The organism is Mesorhizobium sp. BHscii, assembly GCF_053848065.1.
This window is the reverse complement of record NZ_JBSPKW010000001.1, coordinates 85,528-101,229: the sequence shown is the minus strand read 5'-3', so window position 1 is coordinate 101,229 and position 15,702 is coordinate 85,528. Positions and strand designations below refer to the sequence as shown.

The 15,702-nt window shown below is 62.5% G+C and carries 18 protein-coding genes and 1 pseudogene; 10 read left to right on the top strand and 9 right to left on the bottom strand.

The genetic code is table 11. The annotated features are described in order from the left end of the window. Nucleotides 1-195 precede the first annotated feature (195 nt). Genes ACWTU7_RS00525 through ACWTU7_RS00515 form a run of 3 tightly spaced genes read left to right on the top strand, consistent with a single transcriptional unit; the run spans nucleotide 196 to nucleotide 3,056 of the window. On the top strand, nucleotides 196-1,302 hold the full coding sequence (locus ACWTU7_RS00525) for a peptidase C39 family protein (RefSeq protein ID WP_029354463.1): 1,107 nt from the start codon (nucleotides 196-198) through the stop codon (nucleotides 1,300-1,302). After that, nucleotides 1,299-2,762 carry a RimK family protein gene (locus ACWTU7_RS00520; protein WP_455837308.1) on the top strand — a complete coding sequence of 488 codons (1,464 nt, stop codon included), beginning with the start codon at nucleotides 1,299-1,301 and terminating at the stop codon, nucleotides 2,760-2,762. Before ACWTU7_RS00525 ends, ACWTU7_RS00520 begins: the two co-directional genes overlap by 4 nt. 21 nt (nucleotides 2,763-2,783) lie before the next feature. After that, nucleotides 2,784-3,056 carry a DUF3303 domain-containing protein gene (locus ACWTU7_RS00515; RefSeq protein WP_455846481.1) on the top strand — a complete coding sequence of 91 codons (273 nt, stop codon included), beginning with the start codon at nucleotides 2,784-2,786 and terminating at the stop codon, nucleotides 3,054-3,056. Nucleotides 3,057-3,079: 23 nt separating this feature from the next. Here the strand turns inward: ACWTU7_RS00515 and ACWTU7_RS00510 are convergent, their stop codons facing one another. The 4 genes from ACWTU7_RS00510 to ygfZ all read right to left on the bottom strand — a co-directional run bounded on the left by ACWTU7_RS00510 (nucleotide 3,080) and on the right by ygfZ (nucleotide 6,584). Next, nucleotides 3,080-4,267: a putative bifunctional diguanylate cyclase/phosphodiesterase gene (locus tag ACWTU7_RS00510; RefSeq protein WP_455837627.1), complete on the bottom strand. Its 1,188-nt coding sequence runs from the start codon at nucleotides 4,265-4,267 to the stop codon at nucleotides 3,080-3,082. Further along, entirely contained in the window at nucleotides 4,192-5,025 is an 834-nt protein-coding gene (locus tag ACWTU7_RS00505; RefSeq protein WP_455837306.1) for a PAS-domain containing protein, read from the bottom strand. Before ACWTU7_RS00505 ends, ACWTU7_RS00510 begins: the two co-directional genes overlap by 76 nt. A gap of 66 nt (nucleotides 5,026-5,091) precedes the next feature. Next, on the bottom strand, nucleotides 5,092-5,724 hold the full coding sequence (locus tag ACWTU7_RS00500) for a hydrolase (protein ID WP_455837305.1): 633 nt from the start codon (nucleotides 5,722-5,724) through the stop codon (nucleotides 5,092-5,094). Beyond that, complete coding sequence (ygfZ, locus tag ACWTU7_RS00495) at nucleotides 5,724-6,584, bottom strand: CAF17-like 4Fe-4S cluster assembly/insertion protein YgfZ (RefSeq protein ID WP_455837304.1); 861 nt, start codon at nucleotides 6,582-6,584, stop codon at nucleotides 5,724-5,726. Before ygfZ ends, ACWTU7_RS00500 begins: the two co-directional genes overlap by 1 nt. 83 nt (nucleotides 6,585-6,667) lie before the next feature. On the opposite strand from ygfZ, the gene ACWTU7_RS00490 reads away from it, so the two are divergent. Then, the gene (locus ACWTU7_RS00490; protein WP_455837303.1) at nucleotides 6,668-7,999 is read left to right on the top strand and encodes a dihydroorotase; all 1,332 of its coding nucleotides are present in this window, start codon (nucleotides 6,668-6,670) and stop codon (nucleotides 7,997-7,999) included. A 124-nt stretch (nucleotides 8,000-8,123) separates the two neighbouring features. On the opposite strand, the gene ACWTU7_RS00485 is transcribed toward ACWTU7_RS00490, so the two are convergent. The 4 genes from ACWTU7_RS00485 to ACWTU7_RS00470 all read right to left on the bottom strand — a co-directional run bounded on the left by ACWTU7_RS00485 (nucleotide 8,124) and on the right by ACWTU7_RS00470 (nucleotide 10,440). Then, nucleotides 8,124-8,927, bottom strand: coding sequence for a hypothetical protein (locus ACWTU7_RS00485; protein ID WP_455837302.1), 804 nt, complete (start codon nucleotides 8,925-8,927; stop codon nucleotides 8,124-8,126). A gap of 102 nt (nucleotides 8,928-9,029) precedes the next feature. Beyond that, on the bottom strand, nucleotides 9,030-9,287 hold the full coding sequence (locus ACWTU7_RS00480) for a hypothetical protein (RefSeq protein ID WP_029354447.1): 258 nt from the start codon (nucleotides 9,285-9,287) through the stop codon (nucleotides 9,030-9,032). Nucleotides 9,288-9,594: 307 nt separating this feature from the next. Then, on the bottom strand, nucleotides 9,595-9,972 hold the full coding sequence (locus ACWTU7_RS00475) for a TIGR02301 family protein (RefSeq protein ID WP_029354446.1): 378 nt from the start codon (nucleotides 9,970-9,972) through the stop codon (nucleotides 9,595-9,597). Nucleotides 9,973-10,020: 48 nt separating this feature from the next. Continuing rightward, nucleotides 10,021-10,440, bottom strand: coding sequence for an NUDIX hydrolase (locus tag ACWTU7_RS00470; RefSeq protein ID WP_455837301.1), 420 nt, complete (start codon nucleotides 10,438-10,440; stop codon nucleotides 10,021-10,023). A 117-nt stretch (nucleotides 10,441-10,557) separates the two neighbouring features. Here ACWTU7_RS00470 and ACWTU7_RS00465 point away from each other — a divergent pair. Beyond that, a pseudogene (locus ACWTU7_RS00465) lies at nucleotides 10,558-11,319 on the top strand (SOS response-associated peptidase). Between the two features lie 62 nt (nucleotides 11,320-11,381). Here ACWTU7_RS00465 and ACWTU7_RS00460 read toward each other — a convergent pair. Further along, nucleotides 11,382-11,537, bottom strand: a complete 156-nt coding sequence (locus tag ACWTU7_RS00460; protein WP_082982528.1) for a hypothetical protein — start codon at nucleotides 11,535-11,537, stop codon at nucleotides 11,382-11,384. A 387-nt stretch (nucleotides 11,538-11,924) separates the two neighbouring features. Between ACWTU7_RS00460 and cysS the strand changes: the two genes are divergently transcribed. Genes cysS through pip form a run of 5 tightly spaced genes read left to right on the top strand, consistent with a single transcriptional unit; the run spans nucleotide 11,925 to nucleotide 15,702 of the window. After that, on the top strand, nucleotides 11,925-13,397 hold the full coding sequence (gene cysS / locus ACWTU7_RS00455) for a cysteine--tRNA ligase (protein ID WP_455837300.1): 1,473 nt from the start codon (nucleotides 11,925-11,927) through the stop codon (nucleotides 13,395-13,397). Then, complete coding sequence (locus tag ACWTU7_RS00450; RefSeq protein ID WP_128342453.1) at nucleotides 13,394-13,780, top strand: VOC family protein; 387 nt, start codon at nucleotides 13,394-13,396, stop codon at nucleotides 13,778-13,780. Before cysS ends, ACWTU7_RS00450 begins: the two co-directional genes overlap by 4 nt. A gap of 4 nt (nucleotides 13,781-13,784) precedes the next feature. Then, the gene (locus ACWTU7_RS00445) at nucleotides 13,785-14,276 is read left to right on the top strand and encodes a GFA family protein (RefSeq protein WP_287091640.1); all 492 of its coding nucleotides are present in this window, start codon (nucleotides 13,785-13,787) and stop codon (nucleotides 14,274-14,276) included. Next, entirely contained in the window at nucleotides 14,273-14,749 is a 477-nt protein-coding gene (locus ACWTU7_RS00440; RefSeq protein WP_082982530.1) for a GFA family protein, read from the top strand. The genes ACWTU7_RS00445 and ACWTU7_RS00440 overlap by 4 nt, the downstream gene beginning before the upstream one ends. Further along, nucleotides 14,746-15,702 carry a prolyl aminopeptidase gene (gene pip, locus ACWTU7_RS00435; RefSeq protein ID WP_455837299.1) on the top strand — a complete coding sequence of 319 codons (957 nt, stop codon included), beginning with the start codon at nucleotides 14,746-14,748 and terminating at the stop codon, nucleotides 15,700-15,702. The genes ACWTU7_RS00440 and pip overlap by 4 nt, the downstream gene beginning before the upstream one ends.

Below are 15,702 nucleotides of genomic sequence, written 5' to 3'. Positions count from 1 at the left end.
TGTAGCACTTTAATTTTGCGCATGATCCTTCCGAAAATCGATTTCGATTTCGGCGTCATGCGCCCGCCGAAACTGTCACAATTCGGCCCGAATCGAAGTGCGATAGCGCTTGACGGATGCTGGCGCTTCGGCTGTGTTGTCGACACTTCTGACCAGGGTCTTTTCCACAACCCAATCGAGGTTTTCCGAGCCCGCATGCCTGCCGAGATTCGCAAGGCCCGCGCGTCAGACGTCGATGACCTCGCCGTCATCGAGAAGGCTGTTTTCTCGAGCGACCGCATATCCCGCCGCTCCTTTCGCCAGCTGATCGAACGCGAAAGTGCCGAGCTGCTGGTTGCCGAAAGCGACGGCCGCGTCGCCGGCTATGCGGTCGTGCTGTTTCGCAAAGGCAGCGGCGTCGCGCGGCTCTATTCCATCGCCATCGGTCCCTTTTTCGGCGGGCTCGGCATTGGCCGCATGCTGCTGGCATCGGCGGAGGAGACCGCCTTCGAACACAACCGCATGATGCTGCGCCTCGAGGTGCGCGAGGACAACAGCCGAGCCATTCGCATCTACGAGCAGAGCGGCTACCGCAAGATCGGCCGCGAACCGGGCTATTACGAGGACGGCGCCACGGCGCTGCGCTACGAAAAGACTTTGCGCGGCGACATTCCAGTCGCCACCAAGGTGCCGTTCTACCAGCAGACCTGCGAATTCACCTGCGGCCCGTGCTGCCTGATGATGGCAATGGCCAATTTCGAGCCCGGCTTCGTGCCCGACCCGGTCATGGAAATCCGTTTGTGGCGCGAGGCGACCACCGTTTTCATGATGTCGGGGCCTGGCGGCTGTGAGCCGTTCGGCCTCGCCGTTGCCGGCCACGAAAGCGGGCTCTCTGCCGAGATATATGTCTCCTTCCATGGCGCGCTGTTCCTGCAGTCGGTGCGCAGCCAGGACAAGCGCCGGGTGATGGAACTGGCGCAGGTCGACTTTCGCCGGCGCGCGGAACTTTACGGCATCCCGGTGAATTACCGTCCATTCGCCATAGACGATATCCGCACCGCGATCGCCGAGGGGAAACTGGTGTTGGTCCTGATCAGCGGCTTCCTGATGTTCGGCAAGAAGGTTCCGCACTGGGTGCTGGCCATCGGCGACGACGGCGACCATATCCTGATCCACGATCCCTGGGTCGAAGACGAGAGACAGGAGACCATTCTTGATGCCGCCAATATTCCCGTGCCTTACGGCATCTTTATGAACATGGCGCAGTTCGGCCGCGACGGATTGCGTGCCGCCATTACCCTCGGAAAGCGCGACAGACAATGACCTGGGTCATCCTTACCGGCCGGCAGAACGATCTCGATCAGGTGGCGACACCGCACAAGATCATCACCAATCGCGACTACCTTGCCCATCCGGCGCTGTTTCGCGGCCAGCGGCCGAAGGTCATCAACCTGTCGAACAATTACGGCTATCAAAGCCGCGGCTACTATGCCTCGCTGCTCGCCGGCTCGCGCGGACACAAGGTCATCCCGACGGTCGAGACGATGATCGACCTGTCCGAGCGCAAGCTCTACGATCACGCGCTGCCGGAGCTGGAACTCGCGCTCAACAAGTGCCGCAAGGATCTGGGCGGCGCCTTTCCGCAAAAAGTCTGCATCTTCTTCGGTATCGGCCCGTCGAGGATATGGGATCGCTTTGCCAAGCTTTTGTTCGATTGGTTTCGCGCGCCGGCACTGGAAGTCCACATCACGGACAGCTCCGAATGGGCGTCGATCCGCAAGATCGGCTTCCATCCGCTGGCCAGGATGACCGAGGAGGAAGAAAAGCGCTTCCTTCAGTGCCTCGAGACCTACACCAACCGCGAGTGGCGTGACACCAAAGGCCGCACGCCGGCGCGCTACACCTTCGCCACGCTGGTCGATCCGCACGAGGAGTTGCCGCCATCGGAGATCTCGTCGCTGCGCTACTGGGCCAAGATCGCCGAAAAGATGGGCGTCGAAATCGAGCCGATCACCAAAAAGGATTTGGCCAAACTCGCCAACTACGACGCGCTGTTCATCCGCGAGACCACTTCGATCTCCAACCACACTTATCGCTTCGCGCGCCGCGCCCAGCAGGAAGGCATGCCTGTCATCGATGATCCGCTGTCGATGATCCGCTGTACCAACAAGGTCTATCTTAACGAGCTGATGACCTACAACAAGGTTCCGGTGCCACCGACGGTGATGATCGCCGGCACCTCGGATCTCGAAGTCGCGGCGCAGACGCTGGGCTTTCCGCTGGTGCTGAAGATCCCGGACTCGTCGTTTTCACGCGGCGTCAAGAAATGCGCCACCTTCGAGGAGCTGAAGACGCTAGCCACCGAATGGCTGGAGGATTCCGATCTCTTGATCGCGCAGAAATTCATTCCGACCGATTATGACTGGCGCGTCGGCGTGCTCGGCGGCCAGCCTCTGTTTGCCGTCCACTATCTGATGGCCAAAAAGCACTGGCAGATCGTCAACCACAAGGCCAACGGCAAGCCCGACCAGGGCGGCATCAAGACCTTTACCTTGAAAGAGGCGCCGGCCCATGTCATCGAGACGGCGGTGAGCGCCGCGCGCTGTATCGGCGATGGCCTCTACGGGGTGGACCTCAAGGAGACCAAGGACGGTGTCTTCGTCATCGAGGTCAACGACAATCCCAACCTCGACCATGGCTGGGAGGATTCCGGCGAAAAAGATGAGGTCTGGGTGCGGCTGACGCAGTGGTTCCTGGAGCGGCTCGACCGGCCGGGGCGATAATCATCCGAGAGGGGGGCAGAGATGCTGTTTTTTGTGACCGAGGATTTTCGCGGCTGTGATCGCAAGGAGGTCTACCGTCGCTTCCGCGACCAGGGCCGCCTGAAGCCGGACGCGCTTCTTGTGCACCACAGCTGGATCGCGGCGGATATGAGCCGCTGCTTCCTGCTGGTGGAGGCCGATGACGTCACGCTCCTGCAACAGTGGGTCGTCGAATGGGCGGATCTGGTCGAATTCGAGATCGTTCCTGTGGCGACGAACAAGGACATGGTGGAGGCATTGAGCGGACACCTTTGACTGGCTCGTCTGGCCTGTCGCACTTAGCCGGATTGCCTGATCGCGGCGCGCGACTTCGGCAGGGGATTGATGTCCGCCGCCTTCGACGGTGCGCCGATCAAATAGCCCTGGGCCTCGACGCAGCCTTCCCTGCTCAGGAACTCCAGCTGGGCTTCGGTTTCGACGCCCTCGGCGGTGACGGTGATCCCAAGTTGGGCACCGAGGCCGATGACCGTCAGCACGATCGCGGCCGTGTCGCGCTTGTCGATGTCGCGAATAAAGGAGCGGTCGATCTTGATCTTGTCGACCGGGAAGCGGCGGAGATAGCTGAGCGACGAATAACCGATGCCGAAATCGTCCAGCGCGATACGGATGCCGAGGTCGCGCAACTGGCTGAGCGTCTTGAGCACGGTATCGCTCTCATCCATCAGCACCGTTTCGGTGATTTCCAGTTCAAGCCGATCGGCCGGCACGCCGGAAAATGCCAGCGCGGAGATCACGCTGCGGGCAAAGGTGCCGCTTTTGATCTGCACAGCCGAGACATTGACCGCGATACGCAGCCCATGCGGCCAGCCCGCCGCAACTGTGCAGGCGTTCCTCAGCGCCCATTCTCCCAGCGGCACGATCAGCCCAATCTCTTCGGCGACCGGGATGAAGTCGTCTGGCGGCACCAAGCCGCGTGCCGGCGAGTGCCACCGCATCAGGGCTTCGGCGCCGACGATTTCGCTGGAAGCGATGTTCATGATTGGTTGGAAGTCGAGCTCGAATTCCTGCCGCCGCAGCGCTGCTTCCAGATCGGTTTCGAGTGCGCGTCGTGCCCGCACCATCGCATCCATGCCTGGCTCGAAGAAGCGATAGACGTTGCGTCCTTCGCTTTTCGCCCTGTAGAGGGCCATGTCGGCGTTTTTCAGCAGCGTGTCGGCATCCCTGCCGTCATTGGGGAAAAGGGCGATGCCAAGGCTGATGCCGATATGCATGTCGCGACTTTTGTCGCGAAACGGCCTTCCGATGATGTCGACAATGCGTCTTGCCAGTTTTTCCGCGTCGCCGGCACCTTTGGTATTGGACTGGATGATGACGAACTCATCGCCGCCGAAACGAGCGACTACGTCCGTTTCGTTGCGTAGGCAACGTTGCAGCCGCTCGGCCACGCATTTCAGCAGCCAGTCGCCGGCCGGATGCCCCCAGGTGTCGTTGACGGCCTTGAAGCGATCGAGGTCGAGCGAGAATATCGCCAGGTCCGTGGCCTCATCCGGTAGGTCGACCGCATTTCTCCGGCTTGAAGGCAGGCCGCGGTTTTCGAGATTTCGCTGTCGATGTCGATCTCTGCATAGAGACCCAGGCGGACGAGTTGCTCGAGCGCGTCGCGGTGGCCCATGCCAAGTGGAATGTCGGCCGGCGTCACGTGGTAGAGTTCCAGGAAACGTTCGTTGCGTACGATCAGCCTGCCGTCCGAGTCATACATCAAAAGGCCTTGCGACATGTTGGCGAGTGCTGCGTCGAAACGGCGGTGCTGCTCCTTCAGTTCCTGTTCGGCACGCCGTTGCTCGGTGATGTCCTCATAGATCGACACCCAGCCCCCTGAAGCAAGCGGCCGGTGCGAGATGTTAACTATGCGCCCATCCGACAGCGTTTCCTCATAGGTCGAAGGTTTCGCCTGGTCGATATAGGGCTTGCGGATGGCATAAAGTTCTTCGGCGCTGTGCGAGGCGACGCCGATGTCGACGCTGTGCTGGAGAATGTCGAAAAACCGGATGCCGGGCCGCACGATCTCGGCGTCGAGGCAGAAGATGCTGATATAATTGCCGTTGCAGATGATCATGTGCTCGTCGGCATCGAACATGGCCAAGCCATGCGACATGTTCTCGACGGCGGCCGAAAAACGATCATTCTGTTTGCGCAGTTCGTTTTCTATCCGTCGCGGCAGGCCTATGCCTTCGGCCCTCCGTCCGCGGACGGGCGAACCAGCCTTGGCATGAGTGACGGACATGAGGCGCGCCTGCAGACCGTGATCGAACACGGTACTGTTGTCCTTTCCGGTTAATTTACCGTTTTTTCAGTCGGCCGGCTGCACCGTTTGGCGCCGCGATTTCTCGATCGCCGCATACCGTTCGAGGAACGCGTTTTGCGCCCAGGTCACCGAACGCGGTGTGAGGTCGAAGCGGTCGGCATTGAAGCCGCGCGGCCGGCCGAAGAATTCGGTCGCCTCGGCGGTCGAAAAGCCGGCAAGCAGCGTCGCCTCGAAATAGGCGGCGATCTGGTCGGCGCGCTTGATCTCCTTGCGCAGGCCCGCGCTAGGTTCGACCGGCAGCGAAAACCGCAGATGGATGGCGCGCTGCAGCCTCAGCTCGCACTCCTTGTAGCTGCCGCCCATCACCGATTTGAACGGTGAGATCATGTCGCCGATGACATATTCCGGCGCGTCGTGCAGCAAAGCCGCCAGCCGCGCGTCGGCCGGGGCGTCTGGCACCAGCTCGCCGAAAAGCGCCTCGACCAGCAGCGAATGCTGGGCGACGGAAAAGGCGTGGTCGCCGCTGGTCTGGCCGTTCCAGCGGGCGACGCGGGCAAGCCCATGGGCGATGTCCGAAATCTCGATGTCGAGCGGCGAGGGGTCGAGCAGATCGAGCCGCCGGCCCGACAGCATGCGCTGCCAAGCGCGCGGCGGCGCGCCGGCACGGTCGGCCGCCATCAGGTCTCCTCCGCGCCGACAGGTTGCTGCGGGAAGGTGAACTTCGCCCAGGCAGGGATGGCGAGCGACACAGGGACGTCTTCCGCCATGATCGGCTGGCCGGCGTCGAGCGCTGCCTTGACGCGGTCGATACGGGCTATGGCGAGGCCTGCCGTGCCGGCGGCAGTGCCAAGCGTGCCGACCGGTCGCCCGGAAACTGTCAGTTCGGCGCCAGGAGCGGGCAGGGGCCGTTCGGCCGAAACGATCAGCACCCGCCGTCTGGCGGTGCCGCGATGCTGCATGCGCGAGACCACCTCCTGGCCGACATAGCAGCCCTTCCTGAAGCCGACGCCGCCGGTCTCGTCGAGCAGCACATCATGGGGGAAGGCGTCGCCGAGCGGGTAGTCGCAGCCGCTTTCGGCAATCCCATGGGCGATGCGCAGAGCCTGCCATGCGGCCGGGTCGCCGCCCTCACCCGTGCAGCCATAACAGCGCGTCACGGACGCGTCGCGGAACCGTGCATCGGCAACCGGCGTTGAATCAGATTGCGAAGTGGTTGAATCACTTCCCCACGCGACGGTGACAAGCCCCTGATCTAACTTGGCGATCTCGACCTTGGCGCGCAATTTGTAGAGCATCAGCCGGCGCATGAAATCGTCTGATATATCGGCTCGGCATTCTAGGCGGAAGGAATTCTCGCCAGCGCGGGAGATCAGGAAGTCGAACAGGATCTTGCCTTGCGGCGTCAGCAAGGCGCCAGGTTTTGCTTCGCCCGCAGCCAGTGCGTCGAGGTCGGTGGTCAGAATGTTCTGCAAAAAAATCTCGGCATCCGGGCCTGACACGGAAATGAGGGCGCGGTCTTTCAACTGGGCAAAGGGCATGGGCGGAAAAAGAACCTGATCTTGCAAAACAGTCGGCCATTACGTAAGCCGCTGACACTCCCCCCGCAAGAGACCGGATCTGCATGGCCACGACCTACAACCTCATCCTGACAGGCGGCACGGTGGTCAACCACGATGGCGAGGGCCGGCGCGACATCGGCATCAACGGCGGGCGCATCGCCGCCATCGGCGATCTCGGCCAGGCATCAGCCGGCGAGACGGTCGACTGTCGTGGCCTGCACATCCTGCCCGGCGTCGTCGACAGCCAGGTGCATTTCCGCGAGCCAGGGCTGGAGCACAAGGAAGATTTGGAGACAGGCTCGCGGGCAGCGGTGCTGGGCGGCGTCACCGCCGTCTTCGAGATGCCCAACACCAACCCGCTGACCACCAGCGAAGCAGCCCTTGCCGACAAGGTTCGGCGCGCCACCGGCCGCATGCATTGCGACTTTGCCTTCTGGGTCGGCGGCACCCGCGACAATGCCGGGGATGCCGGCGAACTGGAGCGGCTACCCGGTGCTGCCGGCATAAAAGTATTCATGGGCTCGTCCACCGGCGACCTTTTGGTCGAGGACGATGAGGGCGTCGCCTCGATTCTGAGGAATACGCGCCGTCGGGCCGCCTTTCATTCCGAGGACGAGTTCCGGTTGCGCGAGCGGCTGAGTGAGCGCATCGAGGGCGATCCGTCCTCGCATCCGGTGTGGCGCGACGAGATCGCCGCCTTGCGCTGCACCGAGCGCCTGGTGCGCATCGCGCGCCAGGTTCGCGCCCGGATTCACGTGCTGCACATCTCGACCGCAGAGGAGATCGCCTTCCTCGAACAGCACAAGGACGTCGCGACCTGCGAGGCGACGCCGCATCACTTGACGCTGAGCCTGGACGATTATGCGCGGCTTGGCACGCTGATCCAGATGAACCCACCGGTGCGCGGATCGCGCCACCACGACGGCATCTGGCACGGCATTGCACAAGGCATTGTCGATGTGCTGGGTTCCGACCACGCCCCCCACACGCTGGCGGAGAAGGCAAAACTCTATCCTGCCTCGCCGTCCGGCATGACCGGCGTGCAGACACTGGTGCCGATCATGCTGGATCACGTCAATGCCGGCCGGCTGACGTTGCAACGTTTCGTCGACCTATCCAGCCACGGCCCGCAGCGTATCTTCGGCATGGCCAGGAAAGGCCGCATCGCCGCCGGCTACGACGCCGATTTCACCATCGTCGATCTGAAGCGCCGCGAAACCATCACCAATGCGCAGGCCGGCTCCAAGGCCGGCTGGACACCCTATGACGGCAGAGAAGTAACCGGGTGGCCGGTCGGAACAGTCGTCCGCGGCCGCCGCGTGATGTGGGAAGGCGAGATCGTCACGCCAGGGCAGGGCGAGGCTGTGGAGTTTTCCGAGGCGCTGCCGGTCTAGAGCGGCGGACTTTCAAACCGATCGGACCGCCGGTCTATCTCTTTCTTTGAGCATCGGCTTTCCCGAAGCGGGGACCCACTCCGATGCTCTAAGCGGGCTTGAGGGTAGGAAAGGGAAATGCCGCTCAATCCCCGGCGACGAAGAATGTCCACTGTCCGTCCGGCGTGATGCCGACGCGGTAGAAGATGTAGGCGCCGAACTGCTTCATGCTGTCATAGTCGCCGGCGGTGACGATCTTGAACAGCTCGACCCGCTGCCTGGCGTCGAGCTTGTCCAGCGGCAGCGCGAAGAAATATGGCCAGACATAGAGCTCCTGCGGCGTGCCGGCATCGACATGGACATAGCCGGCACTGAGCACCTCTTCCAGGATGGCGAGGATCTCCTGGCCTTCCGTGTCGCCCGAAAGACCTTTCAGGAAGGTGATCGGGTCGCCTTCGATCTCGCTCAGCGACAATTGGGTCATCGTATCGCCCTGGCCGATCAACGGCCGGAGCTTTTCGATGTCGCCGCTCTTGCAGGCCTCGAGGATCAAATCGTGCATGCGCCTGACCGGCTCCGGCAGCTTGCCGAGATCGTAGACGACCTCGGGCAAGGGTTCATCCGGATCGGCTTGCGGATTGGCCATGCCACCATCGCCTTTTGGGCCCTCCGGTTCGACCTGTTCCCGCTCGTCGGGGGGCCTCGGCTGGTTGGTCGCAGGCGGTGTCGTGCCGAGCGGATCGGGCATCGGCACCTCGGTTCTGGGCGGCGACATGTCGTCATCGGCGGGCGGCGTGACTGGCGAGGGCAGGTCCTCGCGCTTGATTTCACTCAGCGCATAAGCAGGGCTGCTTGCGAGGCAAAAAGCCAGAGGGAGCGCGGCGCAAAAAGCGACGAGCCGGATGCTGAGGGCCAAGCCACGCGGCTGGCCTGACGTCGAAAAAGTCACCGCCTGCCTCTCCATGATTCCGTCCAGATGCCCAGGCCCGCCCAGGTGCTCGGGGCATGACCGCCCAAGCGGCACACCGTCGTCAAAGAGCCTGATGCCGGTTCAGTGCCGCAGCCGTCCTGGTTCGAAAGCCCCGGCTATCACCTTTTCACGCATGCGGTCGAGCAGGGCAAGGGCCGAGGTCTCGCCATTGGCGCGCAGCATTTCACCGAACGCCGTTTCAAGGGCCGCCTCGGCGATGATTTCCGGCTCGATTCCAGCCGAAAGCCCTTCCGCCCAGGCCTCGCTGTGGCTTTCCACGGCGGTCAGGCGCTTTTCTTCCCTGACCAGCGCGTCGATGTCGTTGACGGCATGTTCCATTGCGATGTCCACCCTTTTCAAGCGGCGATCCGGCAGATGCGGATCAGGCTTGGGCTGTCCTTTTTACACGCAGGTTAAGTAAGTACTTGTAAATACGACATTTCTAGGGTCGTTTCGACAAGGGCTCGTCACGTTTTGCAAACCTGCGTTCGATCCGATTCAAACTTAGCCGATTAGGCCGGCGAGCGGGATGAAAACCTTCAGTTTGAGTTAATTCCCGATCCGCGCCGTAACGTTTCGTTAATACCGTTGCAAAAGTGCAACACAAGGATTAAGGCGCCACCGGACAAGCAGCGAGGTGTCAAGGTCAGTTGCCGTAGCGCGAGGCGATGTCGCGCGAGAGCGTCTCGCCCTCCTTCATATAGCGGCTGATGGCTTCGGTCGCCGAGGCGGTACACTGCGTGTAGGTGCCGCCGAAGGAGCGGTAGCCGCGGTTGAAGCTGGCGATGAAGCGGGCGCGCCGCTCCGAGTCCGGATTTTCCGAAGCAATCAGCTTCTCCATCTCGACCCGCCACTGGTCGCCCTTCTCGCCGCACAGATTACGCAGGAAATGCAGCGATCCAAGCACCTCCGCCAGCCGCATCAGCCCCGGCTCGAACGGCGACTCGGCGGCCAGAGCCGGCCGCGCCCCGAATGCCGTACTGGCGGCGAGGCAAGCTGCAAGGAAAAGCGATGCGCGGATCATGAGTCTATGTGGCCAAACAATCTGTCGCCTGCAAGGCGATTTTGGAGGTTACGCCCCTGCATTCCTGAGCAATTCTTCGGCAACGGCAAACACCGAAGCGGCAAGCGGCAGCGCCGTCATTTCGCTGAGTGTATAGAAGGCGGCGTTCTCGGCGTCGTCGCTGGCCACGGGCTCGCCGCCGGCATAGGTAGCGCCGAACACCGTCAGCAGATAGTCGACCGGGTGCCCGTCGCTGCCGCCGTCGATGCGGATTTCCCGAAGTGCGCGGTAGTTGTGCGCATGCAACCCGGTTTCCTCCAGCAATTCGCGTTGCGCGGCTTGTTCCAGCGTTTCGCCGACCTCGACCTTGCCGCCTGGAAACGCGTAAAATCCTTGCGAAGGCTGCCGCGCCCGCTTGACCAGCAGCACCGTGTCGCCGCGGACAATGGCGACCGAGACAGCCGGCAGAATCTTGCGCATTTCGTCCATGGATCTCCCATTCGCTGCAGTCGGTTGTGGACCGGTCGGCGTGAAGAAGCATTAGCGGTTGCGCAACGCCGGTTCCATCGCCACCTTCGCATCCGACCGTTTCAACGAGTTTAGCTTATGTGCGGACGCTTTGCCTTGACCGCCACGCCGGACCAGACTGCCGCTTTTCTCGGTCTGGCGGAGCTGGAGGATTTTCCGGCCCGCTACAACATCGCGCCGACGCAGCCGGTCCTGATGGCGATTGCAGGCTTGCCGCAGGCGCCAGGCTCGAACCAGCCCGACCGGCAGTCGATGTTGGTGCGTTGGGGGCTGATCCCGGCCTGGGTGAAGGACACGCGTGAGTTTCCGCTGCTGTTCAACGCGCGCTCGGAGGGAGCAACGGAAAAGGCCTCGTTTCGCACCGCCATGCGCCATCGCCGCGCTTTGGTGCCGGCTTCCGGCTTCTACGAATGGCGTCAATCAGGCGGCAAGAGGGGGCAGCCCTATTGGGTGCGGCCGAGGCATGGCGGACTTGTCGCCTTCGCCGGGCTGATCGAGACCTATGCCGAGCCGGGCGGTTCCGAAATGGACACCGGCGCCATCCTGACCGTCAACGCCAATACCGACATCGCCCATAGCCATGACCGGATGCCGGTAGTGATAGATCCGCAGGATTTCGCCCGCTGGCTGGATTGCCGCACCCTGGAGCCGCGCGACGTGGCGGACCTGCTCAGACCGGCACAGCACGACTTCTTCGAGGCTGTCCCGGTTTCCGACCTCGTCAACGAGGTCGCCAACACCGGACCGGAGATTTAGGAAAGGGGCGTCGTGGGGCCGGAGCCCGAGAAGGCCTGGCGCCAGAATCCCGGCGCGGACGACAGTCAGATGACCTTGTTCTAGCAGCTATTTTCCTGGCACATTCGGCGCCTCATTGCCGGCGCATGGCGTCGGCTGACGTCGCATCAGGCAGCGCGCGGCGATGTGATCTTTTGCGCCGGCTTTTTCTTCTTCGCGGTATGGAGAAGGGCGGCGACGATCGCGGCCGGGCCGATCGCCCGGTATTGGCTGGCGAGCGCCGGTTGCTTCGCGCTGCTGGAGTCCTGCTTGGTTCGGGGCATTTTTCTCTTCCCTGGTAACGTCTTCGTGTCCGCGTTTGCTGGTCGAATCCGACCAAATCGTGACATCTGGTGATCTAGCCGGCGAATGTTTCATGACTGTGCCGAGATGTTTAATAAAATGTTTCACTGCGTCATTACCTGTGATCCGGCGACTCTTTTGCCGAAAGTTGCGACTTGACGGCAACACTGGGTGAGGCGATAAAGCCGCTCATGAGAACGTCTTTCGCCATTTGTGGCATTTGCATTATTGGCTAGCTTCGCGCTGGTCCGGACGTTTTCGCCTATCTTCCTTCTAGAGTGGACAAACGCCCCGGCCAGCAGGCTGGTGCCTGATTTGCGTCTCAGCGCAAGTGGCCCCACCAAAAGTAACGCACCGGGAAGGCACGAATGTCTGACGCATCGAAGGGCCTGCGCCTCTACAACACGCTGACGCGGACGAAGGAGGATTTCTTCCCGATCGATCCGCGCAATGTGCGCATGTATGTCTGCGGCCCGACGGTCTACGACTTTGCCCATATCGGCAACGCGCGGCCAGTGATCGTCTTCGACGTGCTGTTCCGTCTGCTGCGCCATCTCTACGGGCAAGCGCACGTCACCTATGTGCGCAACATCACGGATGTCGACGACAAGATCAACGACCGCGCACTGCGCGATTTCGGCGGCGAAATTGCCTCGGGAAAGCTGTCGCTGAACGAGGCGATCCGGCGCGTCACCGAAAAAACCGCCGACCAATTCCACAAGGATGTGGCGACGCTCGGCTGCCTGGAACCGACGGTCGAGCCGCGCGCCACCGAATTCGTCGAGCCGCGCGCCGATGGCAAAGTCGACATGATCTCCTTGATTCAACGGTTGATCGAACGGCGCCATGCTTATGTTGCGGCAGGCGAAGTTCTGTTCGACACGGCCTCGATGCCGGACTACGGCCAATTGTCGAATCGCAATCTCGACGAACAGCAGGCCGGCGCTCGCGTCGCCGTCGATCCCCACAAGAAGAACCCTGGCGATTTCGTGCTGTGGAAGCTGTCCTCGCCGGAAGAGCCGGGCTGGGACAGCCCGTGGGGCAGAGGCCGGCCGGGCTGGCACATCGAGTGCTCGGCGATGTCGGCCGCCTATCTCGGCGAGGTCTTCGATATCCATGGCGGCGGGCTCGACCTGATCTTCCCGCACCACGAAAACGAGATCGCCCAGTCGCGCTGCGCCCACGGCACTGACGTGATGGCCAAGGTGTGGATGCACAACGGCTTCCTGCAGGTCGAGGGGCAGAAGATGTCCAAGAGCCTGGGCAACTTCTACTCGATCAACGAGTTGATGGAGACGGATACCTTTGGCGGCCGCAAATGGCCGGGCGAGGTGCTCAGGCTGGCGATGCTGATGACGCATTATCGCGAGCCGATCGACTTTTCCGTGCGCAAGCTGGAAGAGGCGGAAAACACGCTGCGCAAATGGAAGCGGGCGGCGGATCTGGCACCGGCGGCGGCAAAGCGATTGCCGGTGGAAGTGGTGGAAGCCCTGTCGGACGATCTCGCAACCTATTCTGCGTTCCAGGTGCTGACGCAGTTGGCCGGTGAGGCTGTAGATTTCAGTGCTGCCGGTGGCGGCAAGGCTGCCGCAGCGGGCAACGATGCTGCCGCTTCGCTGAAGGCGGCGTTGCTGTTTCTCGGCTTCGACGTCACGCCGACCAAGGTCGATGAAGACGCCATCACCAGGGCGATCGCCAAACGGCTCGCACTGATCGCCGCCGGAAATTGGGCCGAGGCCGACCGCATCCGTGCCGACTTGCTGGCGCAAGGTATTCAGTTGAAGGACGGCAAAGACCCCGTCACCGCTGCCCGCATCACCACTTGGGAGGTAAAAAGATGATCGATCATCTTGGCATCACCGTTTCCGATTTCGACGCTTCCAAGGCGTTCTATGACAAGGCGATGGCGCCGCTCGGTGCCGCGCTCCTCTATATGGTGCCGCAGGAATATACCGGCGGCGCCAAGGTCGGCGGCTATGGCCGGGACCGGCCGGTGTTTTGGCTGCATCAAGGCAAGGACAAGCCGAAGGACCGTCAGCACGTCGCCTTCACTGCTCGCAGCCGCGCCGAGGTCGACGCCTTCTACGCAGCCGCAATCGCCGCCGGCGGCAAGGACAATGGCGGGCCAGGCCTGCGTCCGCACTATCACGCGAACTACTATGGCGCCTTTGTCTTCGACCCCGACGGCAACAATATCGAAGCCGTCTGCCATGCCGCGGAGTGAAGCAATGAGTCTAGACAACAGACCGGTCTACACAGGCGGTTGCCAGTGCGGCGCTGTGCGCTTCCGTGTCGAAGGCGCGCTGGGTGATGCCTCCGTCTGCCATTGCCGCATGTGCCAGAAGGCAAGCGGCAATTTCTACCTGCCGCTGGTGTCGGTGCGTGGCGCAAAATTCGACTGGACGCGCGGCGAGCCCAAACGCTTCCGCTCGTCCAACGCCGCATTGCGCGGCTTCTGCGCCGATTGTGGCACCCCGCTGACCTTCGAGGCGCCCGAGGGTATCGCGCTCGCCATCGCCGCCTTCGACGCTCCGCAGGAGATCGCGCCGACCATCCAGTGGGGTACCGAAGCAAAGCTCCCCTACGTCGACCGCATCCACGAATTGCCCGGCGAGGACACGATGGCCGATATCTCGTCAGCCTCCTATCTCGCCGATCTCGTCTCCTACCAGCATCCCGACCACGACACCGAACAATGGCCGCCGGAGGAAAGATCATGACCGAAACCGTTCGAACCGGCGGCTGCCAGTGCGGCGCCGTGCGTTTCCGCATCCGTGGGGCGCTTGGGCGCCCGTCCATCTGCCATTGCCGTATGTGCCAGAAGCAGTTTGGTTCCTTCTTCGGCGCACTGGTGACGGTGCCCAAGGACGGCGTCGAATGGGTCCGTGAGGAGCCGAGCTATTTTCAGTCGTCGGTCAATATCGATCGCGGGTTCTGCGCCCGCTGCGGCACGCCGCTGACCTATCGGCAGCCCGGCGGGCTTGAGATCGCCATCGGCGCTTTTGACGATCGCTCCGACCTCGCGCCGCAGATCCAGGTCAACTACGCCGCGCGGCTGCCCTGGGTGGAGAAGATCTTCGAGGCGCCGGTCCATGACGATCCTGACTACTACACCCGCCAGGAGCAGATCATCTCCTTCCAGCATCCGGATCACGAGACGGCCAACTGGCCGCAGCAGGGCCTGAAATTATGAGCAGTGAACTCCGCACCCTCTACCCAGAGATCGAGGCTTTCGAGTCAGGCATGCTCAATGTCGGCGACGGCCATCAGGTCTATTGGGAGCGGTCCGGCACCAGGGGTGCCAAGCCGGCTGTGTTCCTGCATGGCGGACCGGGCGGTACCATCTCGCCAAAGCACCGGCGACTGTTCGATCCGAAGCTTTACGATGTCATACTGTTCGATCAGCGCGGCTGCGGAAAGTCGACGCCCAACGCCTCGCTCGAGGCCAACACCACCTGGCATCTGGTCGCCGACATCGAGCGCCTGCGCGACATGTGCGGCTTCGACAAATGGCTGGTGTTCGGCGGCTCGTGGGGATCGACACTGGCGCTGGCCTATGCCGAGACACACCCCGAACATGTGAGCGAGCTCGTCGTGCGCGGCATCTATACGCTGACGCGTGCGGAACTCGAATGGTATTACCAGTTTGGCGTCTCCGAAATGTTCCCCGACAGATGGGAGCGCTTCCTGGCGCCGATCCCCGAGGCCGAGCGCGGCGACATGATGGCCGCCTATCGCAAGCGGCTGGTCGGCAGCGACCGCAAGGCGCAGGTCGAGGCCGCCCGCGCCTGGAGCCTGTGGGAGGGCGAGACGATCACGCTATTGCCCGATCCGGAAACCAGCAGCCGGTTTGGCGAAGACGACTATGCCGTGGCCTTCGCCCGCATCGAGAACCACTATTTCGTCCATGCCGGCTGGCTGGAGGAAGGGCAACTGCTGCGTGATGCCTTCAAGTTGAAGGACATCCCCGGCACCATCGTTCATGGCCGCTACGACATGCCGTGCCCGGCGCGCTATGCCTGGGCGCTGCACAAGGCGTGGCCGAAAGCGGATTTCCACCTGATCGAGGGCGCCGGCCATGCCTATTCGGAGCCGGGCATCCTCGACCGGTTGATCCGGGCGACGGATCGGTTTGCGGGGAAATGA

Coding starts and splice junctions, on each gene's coding strand:
- ACWTU7_RS00525 (WP_029354463.1), top strand. CDS start 196: ATGCCTGCCGAGATTCGCAAGGCCCGCGCGTCAGACGTCGATGACCTC.
- ACWTU7_RS00520 (WP_455837308.1), top strand. CDS start 1,299: ATGACCTGGGTCATCCTTACCGGCCGGCAGAACGATCTCGATCAGGTG.
- ACWTU7_RS00515 (WP_455846481.1), top strand. CDS start 2,784: ATGCTGTTTTTTGTGACCGAGGATTTTCGCGGCTGTGATCGCAAGGAG.
- ACWTU7_RS00505 (WP_455837306.1), bottom strand. CDS start 5,025: ATGTCCGTCACTCATGCCAAGGCTGGTTCGCCCGTCCGCGGACGGAGG.
- ACWTU7_RS00500 (WP_455837305.1), bottom strand. CDS start 5,724: ATGGCGGCCGACCGTGCCGGCGCGCCGCCGCGCGCTTGGCAGCGCATG.
- ygfZ (WP_455837304.1), bottom strand. CDS start 6,584: ATGCCCTTTGCCCAGTTGAAAGACCGCGCCCTCATTTCCGTGTCAGGC.
- ACWTU7_RS00490 (WP_455837303.1), top strand. CDS start 6,668: ATGGCCACGACCTACAACCTCATCCTGACAGGCGGCACGGTGGTCAAC.
- ACWTU7_RS00480 (WP_029354447.1), bottom strand. CDS start 9,287: ATGGAACATGCCGTCAACGACATCGACGCGCTGGTCAGGGAAGAAAAG.
- ACWTU7_RS00475 (WP_029354446.1), bottom strand. CDS start 9,972: ATGATCCGCGCATCGCTTTTCCTTGCAGCTTGCCTCGCCGCCAGTACG.
- ACWTU7_RS00470 (WP_455837301.1), bottom strand. CDS start 10,440: ATGGACGAAATGCGCAAGATTCTGCCGGCTGTCTCGGTCGCCATTGTC.
- ACWTU7_RS00460 (WP_082982528.1), bottom strand. CDS start 11,537: ATGCCCCGAACCAAGCAGGACTCCAGCAGCGCGAAGCAACCGGCGCTC.
- cysS (WP_455837300.1), top strand. CDS start 11,925: ATGTCTGACGCATCGAAGGGCCTGCGCCTCTACAACACGCTGACGCGG.
- ACWTU7_RS00450 (WP_128342453.1), top strand. CDS start 13,394: ATGATCGATCATCTTGGCATCACCGTTTCCGATTTCGACGCTTCCAAG.
- ACWTU7_RS00445 (WP_287091640.1), top strand. CDS start 13,785: ATGAGTCTAGACAACAGACCGGTCTACACAGGCGGTTGCCAGTGCGGC.
- ACWTU7_RS00440 (WP_082982530.1), top strand. CDS start 14,273: ATGACCGAAACCGTTCGAACCGGCGGCTGCCAGTGCGGCGCCGTGCGT.
- pip (WP_455837299.1), top strand. CDS start 14,746: ATGAGCAGTGAACTCCGCACCCTCTACCCAGAGATCGAGGCTTTCGAG.